This window comes from Shewanella sp. GD03713, assembly GCF_029843705.1.
In the GTDB taxonomy this organism is placed as follows: domain Bacteria; phylum Pseudomonadota; class Gammaproteobacteria; order Enterobacterales; family Shewanellaceae; genus Shewanella.
Genome location: NZ_JAOCIW010000001.1, coordinates 1857830 through 1873437 on the forward strand (window position 1 = coordinate 1857830; position 15608 = coordinate 1873437).

12 protein-coding genes and 4 pseudogenes are annotated in these 15608 nt (G+C 47.7%); 6 read left to right on the forward strand and 10 right to left on the reverse strand.

Annotation, left to right across the window (positions count from 1 at the left end):
• Positions 1-2: 2 nt before the first annotated feature.
• From N5E87_RS08295 to N5E87_RS08305, 3 genes are read right to left on the reverse strand one after another with little or no spacing between them, the layout of a single operon-like run.
• Entirely contained in the window at positions 3-3041 is a 3039-nt protein-coding gene (locus tag N5E87_RS08295; protein WP_086904892.1) for an efflux RND transporter permease subunit, read from the reverse strand.
• An 11-nt stretch (positions 3042-3052) separates the two neighbouring features.
• Positions 3053-4105 (reverse strand): efflux RND transporter periplasmic adaptor subunit, encoded by a 1053-nt coding sequence (locus N5E87_RS08300; protein ID WP_086904893.1) that lies wholly within the window; start codon positions 4103-4105, stop codon positions 3053-3055.
• Positions 4102-4644 (reverse strand): TetR/AcrR family transcriptional regulator, encoded by a 543-nt coding sequence (locus N5E87_RS08305; protein WP_086904894.1) that lies wholly within the window; start codon positions 4642-4644, stop codon positions 4102-4104. Before N5E87_RS08305 ends, N5E87_RS08300 begins: the two co-directional genes overlap by 4 nt.
• Positions 4645-4875: 231 nt before the next feature.
• Between N5E87_RS08305 and N5E87_RS08310 the strand changes: the two genes are divergently transcribed.
• The 3 genes and pseudogenes from N5E87_RS08310 to N5E87_RS08320 all read left to right on the forward strand — a co-directional run.
• Positions 4876-5157: a hypothetical protein gene (locus tag N5E87_RS08310; protein ID WP_086904956.1), complete on the forward strand. Its 282-nt coding sequence runs from the start codon at positions 4876-4878 to the stop codon at positions 5155-5157.
• On the forward strand, positions 5157-5507 hold the full coding sequence (gene tnpB, locus N5E87_RS08315) for an IS66 family insertion sequence element accessory protein TnpB (protein WP_014610304.1): 351 nt from the start codon (positions 5157-5159) through the stop codon (positions 5505-5507). The genes N5E87_RS08310 and tnpB (N5E87_RS08315) overlap by 1 nt, the downstream gene beginning before the upstream one ends.
• A 21-nt stretch (positions 5508-5528) precedes the next feature.
• Positions 5529-6431 (forward strand): annotated as a pseudogene (locus tag N5E87_RS08320) (IS66-like element ISSpu21 family transposase); the annotation flags it as partial.
• Between the two features lie 115 nt (positions 6432-6546).
• Here the strand turns inward: N5E87_RS08320 and N5E87_RS08325 are convergent.
• The 3 genes from N5E87_RS08325 to N5E87_RS08335 all read right to left on the reverse strand — a co-directional run bounded on the left by N5E87_RS08325 (position 6547) and on the right by N5E87_RS08335 (position 8875).
• Entirely contained in the window at positions 6547-8073 is a 1527-nt protein-coding gene (locus N5E87_RS08325) for an IS66 family transposase (protein ID WP_279768420.1), read from the reverse strand.
• A gap of 131 nt (positions 8074-8204) precedes the next feature.
• Positions 8205-8522, reverse strand: a complete 318-nt coding sequence (tnpB, locus tag N5E87_RS08330; RefSeq protein WP_086904928.1) for an IS66 family insertion sequence element accessory protein TnpB — start codon at positions 8520-8522, stop codon at positions 8205-8207.
• Positions 8519-8875 carry a hypothetical protein gene (locus tag N5E87_RS08335; RefSeq protein ID WP_140374535.1) on the reverse strand — a complete coding sequence of 119 codons (357 nt, stop codon included), beginning with the start codon at positions 8873-8875 and terminating at the stop codon, positions 8519-8521. Before N5E87_RS08335 ends, tnpB (N5E87_RS08330) begins: the two co-directional genes overlap by 4 nt.
• A gap of 81 nt (positions 8876-8956) precedes the next feature.
• Here N5E87_RS08335 and N5E87_RS08340 point away from each other — a divergent pair.
• A pseudogene (locus N5E87_RS08340) lies at positions 8957-9733 on the forward strand (IS66-like element ISSpu21 family transposase); the annotation flags it as partial.
• Positions 9734-9751: 18 nt separating this feature from the next.
• Positions 9752-10015 (forward strand): transposase, encoded by a 264-nt coding sequence (locus N5E87_RS08345; RefSeq protein WP_014610306.1) that lies wholly within the window; start codon positions 9752-9754, stop codon positions 10013-10015.
• Between the two features lie 49 nt (positions 10016-10064).
• On the opposite strand, the pseudogene N5E87_RS08350 reads toward N5E87_RS08345, so the two are convergent.
• Both N5E87_RS08350 and nhaA read right to left on the reverse strand, forming a co-directional pair.
• Positions 10065-11084: pseudogene (locus N5E87_RS08350) on the reverse strand (IS4 family transposase); the annotation flags it as partial.
• 130 nt (positions 11085-11214) lie between these two features.
• Entirely contained in the window at positions 11215-12366 is a 1152-nt protein-coding gene (nhaA, locus tag N5E87_RS08355; RefSeq protein WP_001000601.1) for a Na+/H+ antiporter NhaA, read from the reverse strand.
• 404 nt (positions 12367-12770) lie between these two features.
• Here nhaA and N5E87_RS08360 point away from each other — a divergent pair, with 404 nt between their 5' ends.
• The gene (locus N5E87_RS08360; RefSeq protein ID WP_043015601.1) at positions 12771-14102 is read left to right on the forward strand and encodes an IS4 family transposase; all 1332 of its coding nucleotides are present in this window, start codon (positions 12771-12773) and stop codon (positions 14100-14102) included.
• Positions 14103-14126: 24 nt separating this feature from the next.
• Here the strand turns inward: N5E87_RS08360 and tnpA are convergent.
• Both tnpA and N5E87_RS08370 read right to left on the reverse strand, forming a co-directional pair.
• Positions 14127-14561: pseudogene (gene tnpA / locus N5E87_RS08365) on the reverse strand (IS200/IS605 family transposase).
• 203 nt (positions 14562-14764) lie between these two features.
• Positions 14765-15481 carry a DUF2057 domain-containing protein gene (locus N5E87_RS08370; protein ID WP_086904434.1) on the reverse strand — a complete coding sequence of 239 codons (717 nt, stop codon included), beginning with the start codon at positions 15479-15481 and terminating at the stop codon, positions 14765-14767.
• Positions 15482-15608 lie beyond the last annotated feature (127 nt).

Sequence of the window (15608 nt, forward strand, 5' to 3'; positions counted from 1 at the left end):
GCTCAGGCGGGTTTTATCCGAAACAGCATGGCATACAGTACCGGCACCGCGACCAGGGTTAATACCGAGGCAAAGGCTAGGCCGGCCATTATCGTTACTGCCATACTATTGAAAAACGCATCCCAAATCAGCGGCAACATCCCCAGAATCGTGGTCAAGGCTGCCAGTAATACCGGCCGGATCCGGCTGACACTGGCCTGCACTATCGCCTGAACCTTATCGCTGTTTTGCTGAATTTGCAGATCAATTTCGTCTACCAGTACGATGGCGTTCTTCATCAGCATGCCTGACAAACTGAGGAAGCCGAGTAAGGCCGTAAAGCCAAAAGGCAATCCGGTGGCCAGTAAACCGGCGGTCACGCCACAGATAGACATCGGCACTATTAACCAAATCACCAGCGGCTGCTTCAGCGCACCAAACAGTAAAATACTGATCACCAGCATCACGATAAAACTTAAGGGTAATTGCGCGGCCAGCGATTGCTGGGCTTCTGCGGAGTTTTCATATTCACCGCCCCAACTCAGTTGATAACCAGCGGGTAATGGCAGCGCCTCAATTTTCGGGCGAACCAATTTTAGGGCCTGATCGGCCGTGTAACCCCAGGCCGGTTCAGCTTCAACGGTAAGGGTTCTTAACCGGTCGCGGCGCTGAATTATCGTTTCTTCAGTTTGGGTTTGCAGCCCATTAATCACCTGCGTAATCGGAATATAGGTATTATCGTTAGCACTCCAAATCATCCGATCCTGCAGCCGGTCAATATCAAACCGCTCGGGTGCTGGCGGCCGCACCACGATGGGAATTTGCTTATCATGTTCGCGGTAGACACCACTGCGCAACCCGGTGCTGGCAAACTCCAGTGTTTGCGCCAAATCAGTGCGGTTAATGCCGGCAACCCGCGCCCGCTCTTGGTTAAAGTCCGGTACGATCACCAGCTCCCGTTGCCGCCAGTTATGCCGTAAATCGGTGATAGCCGGCTCTTGACGCATTAATTCAGTAATTTGCTGGCCGAGCTGCCGTAAGATGCGCTCATCCGGGCCAGATACCCTGGCTTGCAGCTTAGCGCCACTGCCCGGCCCAAACATCAGTTGCTGGGTGTAGATCTCAGCCTGCGGTAAGCGCGGCGGCAGTTCAGTGCGCAGCCGCTGCATCAGCGGTGGGATCTGGTCACGGTGTGCGGTACGGATAATCAATTGGCCATAGGCGGCATTCGGCTGCTCCGGTGCGTAAGTCAACATAAAGCGACTGGCACCCGAGCCAACGAAACTACTGACTGATTCGACTTCGGGTTGCGCCATTACAAAGGCTTCAATTTCTGCCAGATCACGCGAGGTAGCGCGAATATCTGAGCCCTGGGGCAAGAAGTAATTCAAGTAGAAAATTGGCGTGTTCGACGCCGGGAAAAATGCCTGCTTTACTTGCCCGAAACCGATAACACTAATTAGCGTTAGCAGCGCCAAACCGCCCAGAGTTAGCGCACGTTGGCGCAAGGCAAAGCGCAATACCCTGACATAACGCTGATAAAAACCGGCAGCATAGGGATCGGCAGCGGCACTATTGGCATCGACTTTAAACAAATAATGCGCCAGCAAAGGGGTGACACTAATCGCCAGCACCCAACTTAACAGCAATGAAATCGCGATGACGGCAAACAGCGAAAACAAGAACTCACCGGTACTATTCGGCGACAGGCCAATACCAGCAAAGGCCATAATGCCAATCACGGTCGCGCCTAACAGCGGGATCTGGGTACGACTGGCCGCTTCATCCGCCGCCTGCCGTGAACTCTGGCCACGCTGCATATTAATCAGCATGGTTTCTGCGACCACGATGGCGTTATCAACCAACATGCCCATGGCAATAATCAGCGCGCCAAGCGAAATCCGCTCCATCTCGATATTGGCCAGTTTCATAAAGAATACGGTACCCAAGACGGTAAGTAACAAAGTACCGCCAACGACTAAACCAACCCGCCACCCCATGGTCAGACACAGCACCGCAATAACAATGACCACGGACAAGATCAGGTTAACAATAAAGTCGTTAATGGCGTTATCCACCACGACATGTTGCTGATAGATCGGATGCAGGGTTACGCCAAGCGGGATACGCTCTGCCAGTTTCGCCAGATGCTGATCAACCGCTTTACCTACATCGACAATATTGGCATCGGTCAGACCGGAAATCGCCAGCGTAAAGGCCGGTTTGCCATTAAAGCGAATGATTTGCGATGGCACTTCAACTTCATCCCGGCGCACTGTTGCAACATCAAAAATGCTTAGTTGCTCGGTTGAGCCCGGTTTTCCAATCCGTAAATTTTCAATTGCCTCAATTGAATCCAGGCCGGGTTTGCTGTTCAGGCGAATCCTTTTGTCACCCACCTGCACCGAGCCGGCTTGTGCTACTGCATTTTCGGTTTGCAGAGTATTGACCACTAACTGCAAAGGCAGACCGATCCCGAGCAAACGCTCATGCGAAATTTCTACGCTGATTTGCTCTTCCGGTTCGCCGGCGGTCTGGACTTTTGCCACCCCAGGCACCGTCAGCATCTCACGGCGTAAAAAAGTAGCCAGCTCGCGTACTTCGCGATCGGAAAAACCGTCAGTTGTCACGGCATAAAAAATACCAAATACATCACCGAAATCATCATTGACGATCGGCTTCATTACGCCGGTGGGCAGGCGAATACTGGCATCATTAACCTTACGCCTGAGCTCATCCCAAATCTGTGGCATCTGACTGCCGTCATACTTATCCTGAATTTGCACCCGGATTTCCGATTTACCCGGCATCGACTTGGAGGTAATACGCTTTAATTGTGATAATTGCTGAATAGCGGATTCCAGCAATTCCGTCACTTCCTCTTCCACTTCCAATGCCGTTGCGCCCGGATAATAGGTGACAATAATCGCCTCTTTCAGGGTAAAGGCCGGATCTTCTAAGCGGCCAATACTGACCAATGCCCAAAGTCCGCCCAAAAAGCACAGCATAATAAACAGCCAGGTATTAACCTGCTTTTCAATTGCATAACTGGCAATCCGCATCAGAAGGCTCCTTAGTAGGCCACAAAGGGCTGCACCTGCTGCCCGGGCTGTAACTGATAAATCCCGGCAGAAACCACCTGCTCGCCCCGGTTCAGGCCACTGAGCACTTCAATCTGTTGCTCACGCACCGTGCCAACCTGTACGGCAATGCGCTGCACAGTTTGGGTTTCGGGCTGATAGCGCCAGACATAAAATTGTTCCGGTGTGGTGGTATCCAGCGCGGATACCGGAATCAACACGGCGCTGTCGGTTGCTACCCGCTCAGTCACCACATTAACCGTCATACCTGGTAATAAATTAACTTCCGGTAAACGCGGCATCGCAAAAGACACCTGATAGGTTTGGGTTAACGGGTCGACTTCGGTAGCATGTTCCCGGTATGCCAGCGGATAACGCTCGGTTGCCGCCTCGGATAACCGCACTGAAACCAGATAGTCACTGGTATCCCTGACCTGGCGCATAATCTGTTCCGGCACGTTAATATGTACACGCAATTCGGAAATATTTTGCACTCGTAACAATGGCGTACCGGCAGCAACAGTGGCAAAACGTTCTACCAGCCGGCGGGTAACCAGCGCATCAAAGGGCGCTTTAAGTTGGGTGTAGTCCAGATTACGGCGGGCATTTTCCAACGCAACCCGGGCAATTTCAAAATTGGTTTGCAGCTGATCAAAGGCAGACGGGGTTAAAACTCCCTGTTCACGCAACGGCTTGCCACGTTCCAGATCTCGACTGGCCTGCGCCAGCTGCACTTCCGCCTGGTCCACGGCTAATTGGTAGTCTGCGGGATCTAAAGCGGCCAGCAGTTCTCCGGCAGGCACGACCTGCCCCTGCTGCACCGGTAATTCAGTGACCCGGCCGCCAACCTGAAAGGCTAAATCAACAGTACTCACCGCATCTATACGGCCGACAAAATGCCGGCTATTGGCCTGCTCTTCGCCATTCACGGTATAGAGCTTCACTGTCGGTACCGCCACTGCGGCCGGTGGCGGTGCTTCTGAGCAGGCGCTTAAACCAATCACGAAACTCAAAACCCAGCAGGGTGATTTAAATGCCATCTTCATACTTGTAGCTCCCGTGCCTGTTGCACTAATTGTTGTTCCAGCGCGCTGCGCTCTGCTGCGGTAAAAGGGGATAAATTCAATAAATCGTGATAAATCAGGGCTTCACTGGCCAGTAACAGCAAGGTTGCCTGCAGTGCATTACCATGTTCAGCCTGAATTTGCTGCATTACATCCTTATTGTGTTGCTGCACCGGCTGTAACAAAGCTGGCTGCTCTGCGGCCGCGGCCAGAATCGCCATCGCGGTATTACCGGCAATCTGCCGGGTAAAGTGGGCGCGGGTTTGCAATACCGCTGCCAAGGTCGAACTTTCCGTGCGCTCTTGTTGCGTCCGCTGGCACTCTGCCTCATCTAACAAATGCTGCACCATGGCGCTGATTAACGCTATTTTACTGGGAAAATGGTAAATCAAACCACCTTTACTGACACCAGCGACTTTGGCAACCGCATCCAGCGTCACTTTACCGGCGCCATTTTCAGCAGCAACACTAAGCGCGGCCTGAATGATTTGACTGTTAGTCAGTTGAGATTTTTTATTCAAGGATAAGCTCCCGTGCCGAGGCCGGATCGAAGCCGCCGTAGCCACAAAAATACCGACCGGTTGGTGCAGTAAATTATTATAGGCGAATCCAGGTAAACCGCAACTGAAGCATTAAAAAATGACTATATTATGGTGAACTTGACTAACACCCGTAAGCGTCCATTTTAGGACGTCCTATTCCCACTTAAGATCGCGCGATAAGCTGTGCACTCATCATAACAGGAGAGTGATATGGCAAAGCGAGCTTACCGCAACGCGGCACAATGGCAGCAATTAATCGACTTATGGCACACATCAGAGCTGAGCATCACTGAGTTTTGCCAAACCCATCAACTGAGCACCATGTCATTTTATAAATGGCGGCAACGCTTGGCTGAGCAAACTGAACAAGCGCCTGTTCGCCAGGATACACAGTTTATCGATTTATCCGCGCTTGCACATCACGGTAACGCTCGCTGGCATATCGTCTTGTCACTGGGTAATGGCGTTGAACTCACGCTTAACCAGCAATAATGTTTATCCCTGCTGCCAACCAAAAAATCTGGCTGTGCACCACACCCGTGGATATGCGCAAATCCTTTAACGGTTTAAGTGCCCTGGTGCGCAATAAACTTTGCCATAATCCACAAAGCGGCCAGTACTTTGTGTTTATCAATGCCCGCAAAACCCAGATGAAGGTGTTGTACTTCGAAAGCTCAGGCTATTGTGTCTGGGCTAAGCGCCTCGAGCAAGGCCAGTTTCCGGTGAAACCGCATCCGAGTGGGATCCAATCACTCACCGGTTGCACCCTGCAAATGATCGTTGACGGAATTACCGTACTTCGCCAGAAACAAGCGAAGCGCTATGGGCAGTCAATCGCTTGATAAGTCTGTATAATTGACGCTATGAAAATCAAGCCTTCATCCTCATCCAACGTGGCAACGGACGCCGAGACACGGGTTAATTTGACCAGTGAAATCGCGCGCCTGCAGAGTTTGTTGCAACAGGCTTCTGCAGAGAATCAGGCCTGGTCAGAAAAGTACGGCAAGCTGGAAACTGAGCATGCGTCATTGCGCGAAACCTTCGCAGGCATTCAGCAACGCTTAGCCTGGTTTGAGAAGCAGCTGTTTGGTCAGAAGTCAGAAAAGCGCGCCTTGGAATTGGGTATGCAGTTAAGCTTACTGGGCGATATGGTGCCACCGCTGACCCAACCCGAAGGTGAAACCGAATATACCACCTACACCCGCAGAAAAGGCAAACAGCGCCCGGATGATTGCGTTAATGACAGTGGTTTGCGATTTAACGATAACGTACCGGTGAAAGTGATTACGCTGATACCAGACGAGTTAAAAGGGGAAGATGCCGACCAGTATGAAGTGATTGGCGTAAAAAGCACCTTCCGCTTAGCACAGCGCCCAGAGAGCTTCGACGTGCTGCGTTATGACCGGCAAATCGTTAAACACAAAGGCAGCGACACTATCCTGCCAAGCGCAGCGCCGTTTAATGTGCTGGATAAAAGCGTGGCGGATGTGAGTTTTATCGTCGGCATGTTGGTGGATAAATTCCAATACCACTTGCCGCTGTATCGCCAACACCAGCGCTTAGCCGCAGCGGGCATTACTTTAAGCCGCAGCACACTGGGCACCATCGTGGCACGCGGTATTGATTTACTCTATCCGATTGTGGATGCGATGCTGACCAGCATCTTACAAAGCCAGGTGCTGGCAATGGACGAGACGCCGATTAAAGCAGGCAAAGCGGGCCCGGGCAAAATGAAGCAAAGTTACTTCTGGCCGGTGTATGGTGAGCTTACGGCAGCATGGCGTGACATAAGTAATAAAGCAAAAAATCTGGTTTCTTAAATTTCAGGCACGGCAATACTTAGGCCACTGGCCCAAGCATTGCTTGATTATGAGCGGTTTATTATTGGTATTGGTCGAGATAATTCCAAGGTAGGTATTTTTCAGGATGCTTTTTTGCATCATCCGCATCTCGTTGCAGTCGCGTAAAGTAATCAAATACATTGATGCCTGCTTCATTGCCTGTTGCTATCATCGACGTGATAACATCGCCAATGTTCGCACCGAGTAAGCTTTTACGAAACATCGCATTTTTTCTATCTCGCACCACTATTTTTAACATCGATTCTATGCGGTTATTATCTATTTTTACCCCTTCGTGATGGCAAAATAAACTCAGCCCGTCATAGTGTTTTAAAAAATAACGGATAGCTTTGCCTAGACCGCTATTTTCTTCAATGCTTTCATTAGTAAAGTGCTTTTCACCCCAACTTTTAATCGCTTCAAGTATGGGTAATGAATGTTGCTGATGGTACTCAAGTCGCTCGCGTGCGGTGAGTTCACGTTCAATGGTTGTCTGTTCATTGCGCCAAACTTCACCATAGAGTGTGAGTATATTTTCAACCTCTTCGGGGAAATGATTAATGACATCGACAAACTGGCGCCTTGCATGGCTATTACAAAGTGATGTTTCAACCTCGCAAGTACTTGGCTGATTACTGGCGAGCGCATCACTCATTAATATCGGTGCGACAGTGACTTGTCGTTTGTAGAGTATGCGGTCGATAAACTCACCTGCGTGCCCAATATTGGTTTCAAATAACACAATATCATGGCCCGTTTTTAAGCTGGCAATCACTCCTGATGTATAAACACCTGAGCGCAAGCGTGTTTTCTCGCTATTACGTACTTTCTTTTCAACTGGCTTGGCGTCAAGAATACGGTGGGTGGTGTCATCTAAGTAATAGTGCTTAGCATCGCCAGCCAACTCAAACAAGTGCTGGTAAACAGGATAAATCGCATCACAGACAAGCTCTACTTGGTCAAACACCGTCGACGCAGTGATGTTGACGCCCAATAGCTTTTGGATGTTGCCTTGACGATAAAAAGGTAGCCCTGCAAAGTATTTATAAATCGCCATTAACGCACGCGCAGAGTAACCATATTTTTGATGACTATTACCGTCATGTAATACTTCATCGGGCAGGTTTGCCGTGAAATAGGCACCACACGCATTGCAACGCAAGCGCTCCATAATATGTTGCTCTGGGGTAAAAGGCGTTTGCCCTGTAATGCGCAACAAACTGCCAGGCTCGACTTTATAGGCCTTACCTTTCAAACATTCTGGGCAGCTATCCCCTTTATTTACTTCGTTTAACGCATGTTTGATGATAACCGGTTTGACCTGTGTAAAGTCTTCATCCTGTGTTTTTGGTTTTTTACTTTTCTTGCTGGTTTTTTTCTGTGCTTTACACAGGTCGCTTTGTTTTTCTGATGATTTTTCAATCCCAAGTAACTTACGTAATTTATGCACGGTGATACCGTGGTCAGCTAGCTTGTTTTGTGTTGTTGTTAATGTCAGTAACGCATCAAGCAATAACTGATAATCATCAGCGCTAAGCGCAAGATTATTTTCTTTGGCTTCAATCACTCGCTTGATTAAATCATCGAGAGATTGTGCATCGATATCGTTAAAAGGTTTTGCCACAATAAGCCTTTTGCCTGCGGGAATAAAAAAGAGGATGGAGTATGATCCCATTTAAAATGAAATCAAGCGGTTATTTATAATGGGTGGTAATTCCCGCTGAGCAATTGCCGTAAATGTTTGGCGTCCACGGACGTCATGGCACTATTAATGGTTGGCCAGCCAGAGAACTTGCCCTTAGATAAACGCTTTGTCATCAACCAAAAACCGTTATTTTCATAAGCGAGTGCGCGCACCATGGTTTTGTTACGATTAATAAAAACAAACAAGGTACCAGAGCGAGGCTCACAATGAAGGCGTTGTTTACACAGCGTAGCTAACCCATCAATGCCTTGACGAAAATCAGCGGGCTGGGTAGCAATCAAAATGTCGCTATGACGGGTTAAATGGATCATGATTTTATGGCCTCAATTAACTGAGCAAACCGTGTTTCGCTGACTTCGCCAGATACGGCTAAAGAATTGCCATTGTTGAACTTCAGGGAGATAGAAAGCGACTCGGTTATCGGCGTTGCATTGGGTAGTGAAATAAAGTGATTGGATACATCACTTGATGAGTTGGCGGTAAGCCAAGTATTGAATTGCTCATGACTAATACGCAACTTTTTAACAATGGTTGTTTTTGAATAATGCGGTAAAAGGGCGATCGCTTGCTGGCGCAAATTTTCAGGGATTGCACTACCTCGAGAAGGTTTATTGCTTCGCCACTGTTCAAAGTTAGCGAGGGTGTTAAGGAGTTTATCTGGCATCATTGTGACCGGGTTGATTTAGTTACAATGATTAAATCAGGTTAATTGAAATAAGTTGAGCTACGCTGCCGTAAGCTCACGGTGTATGGTGATAAGGATGAAATTGTTTTTACCTTCTCCACCAGCCGCGGGCGGCAACATATAGAAGAGATATTAAAACATCGCTTTAAAGGGACTTTATTAAGCGATGGCTACAGCGCCTATGCCAGTTATATAAAAGCGAATGAGGGCTTAACCCATGCCCAGTGCTGGGTGCACAGTCGCCGGCAATTTATTGCAGCCGAAAACAGCTGGCCACAACCGGCCAAAGAAGCGATAAGCCTAATCGCCAAGCTGTATGAGATAGAAGAGACTATCCGAAACCAAAAGCTCACGGATGACAAAAAACGCCAATACCAGCTTGCGCACAGTAAACCGGTGGTTGACCGCTTCTTTACGTGGTGTGATGACACCCTGCATAACCTGACGCTGCTGCCAAAAGACCCCCTCTACAAAGCGATTGGCTATGTACAAAGCAAAGAAATGGCACTGCGTGTCTTCTTAGAAGACCCCGATGTGCCGCTGGATACAAACCATCTGGAGCGGGCGCTCAGGCCCATACCCATGGGGAGAAAAAATTGGTTGTTCTGTTGGACAGAAATCGGTGCTGAGCATGTTGGCGTTATCCAAAGCCTGATAGTCACTTGTCGATTGCATGATATCAATGTAAACGATTATCTGACCGATGTACTGCTACGTATCAGCCAACACCCTGCCAGCCTGGTACATGAACTGACGCCACGGTATTGGAAAACCCAGTTCGCCGATAATCCACTGCGTTCAGACCTCTTTGCTTTACCCGCCACTTCGGTAGAATAGCCTCCAGACGGAGGCGATATGCGCATAGAAGACCTAACCTTAGACGAATTACATGACCTGAACGAGCTAATCTGCAAGCGGATAGACTACTTACGTTTGCAAAACGACATCAATGTTCTAAGCCAGCTACGTTTAGGCCAAAAAGTCCACTTCAAGGCCAAAGAAGGCCAAGTGTTCGGCGTGGTTATCAAAATCAACAAGAAATCAGTGATGGTGGTCAGCGATGATAACCGCCAGTGGAAAATCCCACCAGGACTGGTGCAGATCATGAAAGACATCTAGCCAGGATGCTTGGCCGAAATCTATAAGGCGTCAATACGTCCTAAAATGGACGCTTACTTCGTAGCAGCACTTCATCTTCGAGCATATTGTGCTTTATCTCTCCGTAGCTGTTCTCTATTTCCCATCGTTCAAAATACACATCCAGTAATGACTGCGTACCATATTCCAGACTCGTTAAGGAGGTGAGAACACCTATGACGTGATTAGGTTGTTCTGGCTTAGGGTACAGGACAAGGCGGGCTTGCCATTTCTCCGGCAAGCTTGGGTCTTGTTTCCGAGCATGGGCTGACACTTTCATTTCCACTAAAAGGTCTCGCCCTTCCTTATCCAGTTGCTCAACCACTTCATATTGCGTGTTGGATTTTATCGGCGTCATCCAGTGACTCGTCGTATGTTGCCGTTGCCAATTAATCATCAACTCGGCACTGAGGTAACAGCGGTCAAAAATCGTCAGGGAGTGAGCGGGGGCTGAAGCGGCCAGCTGTTTGGCATAAGAGACCTCTCCTGTCGAGCTGGGCCCAAAGACAACATCATGTAATAAACGACTTCGCAGCGATGTGAGGGCACATAATCGAACAATCGGGTATTCAGTATGGTGGTTTTCATTGTACTTGATGTATTGGAAGTGCTCTGCAAGACAGGCGGTATCATGGGTGCGGAACTGAGTGCCGTCGACAGAAAGTAAACTCAGTCCAAACCATTTGTCATCGCTATCTTCCTGCTGGGTCCAATGGGCTGCTGTCAGTTTAAAAAGCGCTTCCAAAGGTTGGGCGGTGAGGCGCTTTCTCGCTTGAGGAATAGCACTTGGTGCAACAGAATCCCCTAAGTGGTTGGAAAGCTTGAGGTCTAGTTTATCTAAAACTTCCGTGATGGGTTTATCCCGATACAAGCCAATACCGACAATTAGCCAAACGACAAGTTCGGCGGGTAACTTACGCCGTCTCATGCTGGCTTTATTGGTAGAATCAAGGGCTTGCTCTATCCATTCGAGCGGGAGTTCTTTTTGGAAGAGAGCCAGTGATTCTGGTGCAGCAAACGTATCGACATCAATCAGCCAGTGAGCCAACATAAAAAATACCCTCAGCAATTAGTGTACTGAGGGTATTGTTAACCATCCGTAGGATCGTTCAACTGATCAATGCCTTAACTGATCGGTGTTATCCCGATTGGGAGGCTTTACAAAATAGCTCATTTTTATCTTACGCTTGCGCTTTCTTAGGCAAAGAAAAGTGCAGTAAGGCATAGCCAAGTAATGCTGCTGTCGTAGAACCCATTAAGATACCGAGTCGAGCATAGGTATCAAATTCAGGACTTACATTTCCGAACGCTAAAGAGGAAATGAAGATAGACATTGTAAAGCCAATACCACACAACACAGATACCGCAAAGATATGCTTGAAGTTAACGCCTTCAGGTAACTTAGCAACGCCCATTTTTACCGCTGCCCAGCTAAAGGTAAAGATACCTAGAGGCTTACCAACCAGTAGACCCAAAGCAATACCGAGTGGCAGCATTGAAGTTAGACCTGACATCGATACGCCTTCTAACGAAATCCCCGCATTGGCAAATGCGAATAGAGGCAGAATACCAAATGCCACGTATGGGTGAAGCGCGTGCTCCATATGTTTAAGTGGAGAATGTTCGCCCTGCTTTCCCTTTAGTGGGATAGCAAAACCAATCACTACACCTGCCAATGTTGCGTGAACACCAGATTTAAGCACCGCGAACCATAAGATCGCACCGACGATCATGTATGGCGTAAGTTTTGTTACTTCCTTCGCATTCAACATGAATAGGACACCAGTCATGATGAAGCCAACAAGCAACGCCATGGTCGACAGGTCACCGGTGTAAAATAGCGCGATAATAACAACTACACCTAAATCATCGATGATAGCAACCGCCAGCAAGAACACTTTTAGGCTTACTGGTACACGCTTACCTAATAACGCCATGATACCTAAAGCAAAAGCGATATCTGTCGCCGCTGGAATTGCCCAACCAGAAATCGCCTCAGGATCGTTGGCATTAAAGGCTACGTAAATAAGAGCAGGAGCTAATATACCGCCAACCGCTGCAATCGCAGGGAAAATTGCGGTTTCTTTTGATTTTAACGCACCTTCAAGCAGCTCTCGCTTAACTTCAAGGCCAATGAGTAAGAAGAAAACAGCCATTAGGCCGTCATTAATCCAGTGAGAAACTGACATACCAAATACATAAGTATGCAGTACAGATTGATAAGTTTCGCCCAGCGGTGAGTTAGCAATGGTCATCGCAATTGCCGCGGCAATCACGAGAAGAATACCACCAGCTGATTCCATTTTGAAAAAGTCACGAATGACATCGTTCATGGTTTCGTCCTTATATTTATTATCTTAATAAACGATTAACAAAGAATGATAAGAGTGTATAGCGGTCGAAAACTTTAGAATAATCGCTTCTTCAGAGTATAAACTTCGATTTTTCCTATATGAAGTTTACTATACATCGTATTTTCCAACATAACACTCAATTTTGATCACAGCGCGTACTTGTTGTTATCGCGCCAAATGTTTATCAAGATTATGAGAAAATCAGCATAACATGGCATGTACTGTCATGATAACCCCATACTTTTGAGAAAAATTCAGGAAGTTTCATCCACTAAAAAACCACCCATTGGGGTAACACCGATCAGTTAAGGCATTGATCAGTTGAACGATCCTACGGATGGTTAACAATACCCTCAGTACACTAATTGCTGAGGGTATTTTTTATGTTGGCTCACTGGCTGATTGATGTCGATACGTTTGCTGCACCAGAATCACTGGCTCTCTTCCAAAAAGAACTCCCGCTCGAATGGATAGAGCAAGCCCTTGATTCTACCAATAAAGCCAGCATGAGACGGCGTAAGTTACCCGCCGAACTTGTCGTTTGGCTAATTGTCGGTATTGGCTTGTATCGGGATAAACCCATCACGGAAGTTTTAGATAAACTAGACCTCAAGCTTTCCAACCACTTAGGGGATTCTGTTGCACCAAGTGCTATTCCTCAAGCGAGAAAGCGCCTCACCGCCCAACCTTTGGAAGCGCTTTTTAAACTGACAGCAGCCCATTGGACCCAGCAGGAAGATAGCGATGACAAATGGTTTGGACTGAGTTTACTTTCTGTCGACGGCACTCAGTTCCGCACCCATGATACCGCCTGTCTTGCAGAGCACTTCCAATACATCAAGTACAATGAAAACCACCATACTGAATACCCGATTGTTCGATTATGTGCCCTCACATCGCTGCGAAGTCGTTTATTACATGATGTTGTCTTTGGGCCCAGCTCGACAGGAGAGGTCTCTTATGCCAAACAGCTGGCCGCTTCAGCCCCCGCTCACTCCCTGACGATTTTTGACCGCTGTTACCTCAGTGCCGAGTTGATGATTAATTGGCAACGGCAACATACGACGAGTCACTGGATGACGCCGATAAAATCCAACACGCAATATGAAGTGGTTGAGCAACTGGATAAGGAAGGGCGAGACCTTTTAGTGGAAATGAAAGTGTCAGCCCATGCTCGGAAACAAGACCCAAGCTTGCCGGAGAAATGGCAAGCCCGCCTTGTCCTGTACCCTAAGCCAGAACAACCTAATCACGTCATAGGTGTTCTCACCTCCTTAACGAGTCTGGAATATGGTACGCAGTCATTACTGGATGTGTATTTTGAACGATGGGAAATAGAGAACAGCTACGGAGAGATAAAGCACAATATGCTCGAAGATGAAGTGCTGCTACGAAGTCAGTCTGTGGAGGGGGTAATACAAGAAATCTGGGGAATATTGATAGCTTACAATTTGGTTCGCCTGGAAATCAGTCGTATTGCGAGAGAGGCGCAGGTATCGCCATTGCGTATAAGTTTTATGATGGCATTGAGAGATATTCAGGATGAGCTGATGTGGTGTGCGATAGCCTCCCCCGGCTCCATCCCGAGAAAGCTAAGGGCCATGCGGGAGAGAGTTAAACGCTACATACTGCCCCAAAAAAGAAAACGGCCCAAAGCAAGGACCGTTCGTATCAATAAAACTCGCTACCCTGTTCGCTCTAAACACCTTAAGTGATAGGTGTTACCTAAAAGGGGGCCTTTATTCAAGAGCAAGTTGACCCTGCTCTTGCCGCTCTACTTTCTCTTGATGCCTAACGTATCTACGGATTATTTCCTCGTTAATTCCAATCTAATCGACGAAGTATCCTCTCTGCCAAAAATGATTTCCCCAACGTTTATTCTTACGTAGGTAAGGAAATTTACTGAATATTTTCAACGCTATCTTACCTTTTAACGCCCCCATTAAATTCGATATAGATATCTTCGGAGGTACCTTCACCACTAAATGGACATGGTCAACTTGAACATTTAGCTCCATGACTATGCATCCCATTTGATGGCAATAAACCTGAATGCATCGATAAACCTCTTTTCCGACATTACCTTTCAATATCCGAAAGCGGTACTTTGGTGTCCAGACTATATGATATTGACATCGCCAGAACACATGCGATGCTTGCTCGTATCTACTCATGTTATTTGCCTCTTTTGACTTCGCTAAAAATCAAAGATGCATTTAACATGGGTAGGTATACAGGCAAAGCCTCAAATGATGATAACCACCTACTGAAGTAGGTGGTTTTGGGCTAAAAATAAAAAGAGCAACCTAGGTTGCTCTATTCTGTATGGGGTAGCGTGTCTTGCTCACTTGTTACTGCAAAAAACTAAAGAATACGCTTATTGCCCGTTAATTTTTGCCTTGAATTTTGCTTTAGTGGCGTCATCGGCTAGGTGATACCAATAATCCAGCATATGGCTGATTTCGGTTTGAGTCGGCGAGTCAGGCTCTGCGCCTTGTGTTATTGCAGCTGTTGATGCGGCAGTACTGGTGGTTACGGCTGTTGATGGTGCAGAAGTGGTAGCAGGCAGCGTTCGTGCACTCGTTGCTGCAGATAATTGAGGCTGGCTTTGCACTGCGGCAAGCGTTATCGAGGCGGGATGTTGGCCTTGATTGTATTGAAAGATTTCCTGCTCGAAGTTTCGGCCTATCTGAAGTCCGTTTTTCACTAATCTGTCTTGGTCAAAGCTAATCGCCTGATTGTGCTTATCTAACAGCGTGATTGACGGTGACACATCGAACTGCTTTGCGGCTTTAGCCGAGTCGATATTGGGCAGTTTGAGCTGTAATGCTTGGTCGGTTTCATTAAAGCGGATGATCAGTACGTCCGATTGATAGCGTACCGAATTAGCCTGTTTGCGGTACTGGGCATTGTAGCGAAACGCGATTTGGTTCAATCCATCACTCAACGTGACTGGCGAGGTGCTTAATGGCTTTTGTCCATTCACGGTTAACAGCTCGACATCACTTGGTAGCTGCAGGAGAACTTCGGCACTAACGGGTTGCAGGCTGGCAAGCAGTATGGCGGATGCGCACAGGATAGAGGGGGATTTCATAGGCTTTCTCTTGGTTGATATCACGCACTAATGATAAGTGAGTTAGCCGTTAACACAAAGTGGAGAGCTAAGCCTATGAGCACAAAGGACACCCAAAGCACTATACATTCATCGATATTTGGTTGGG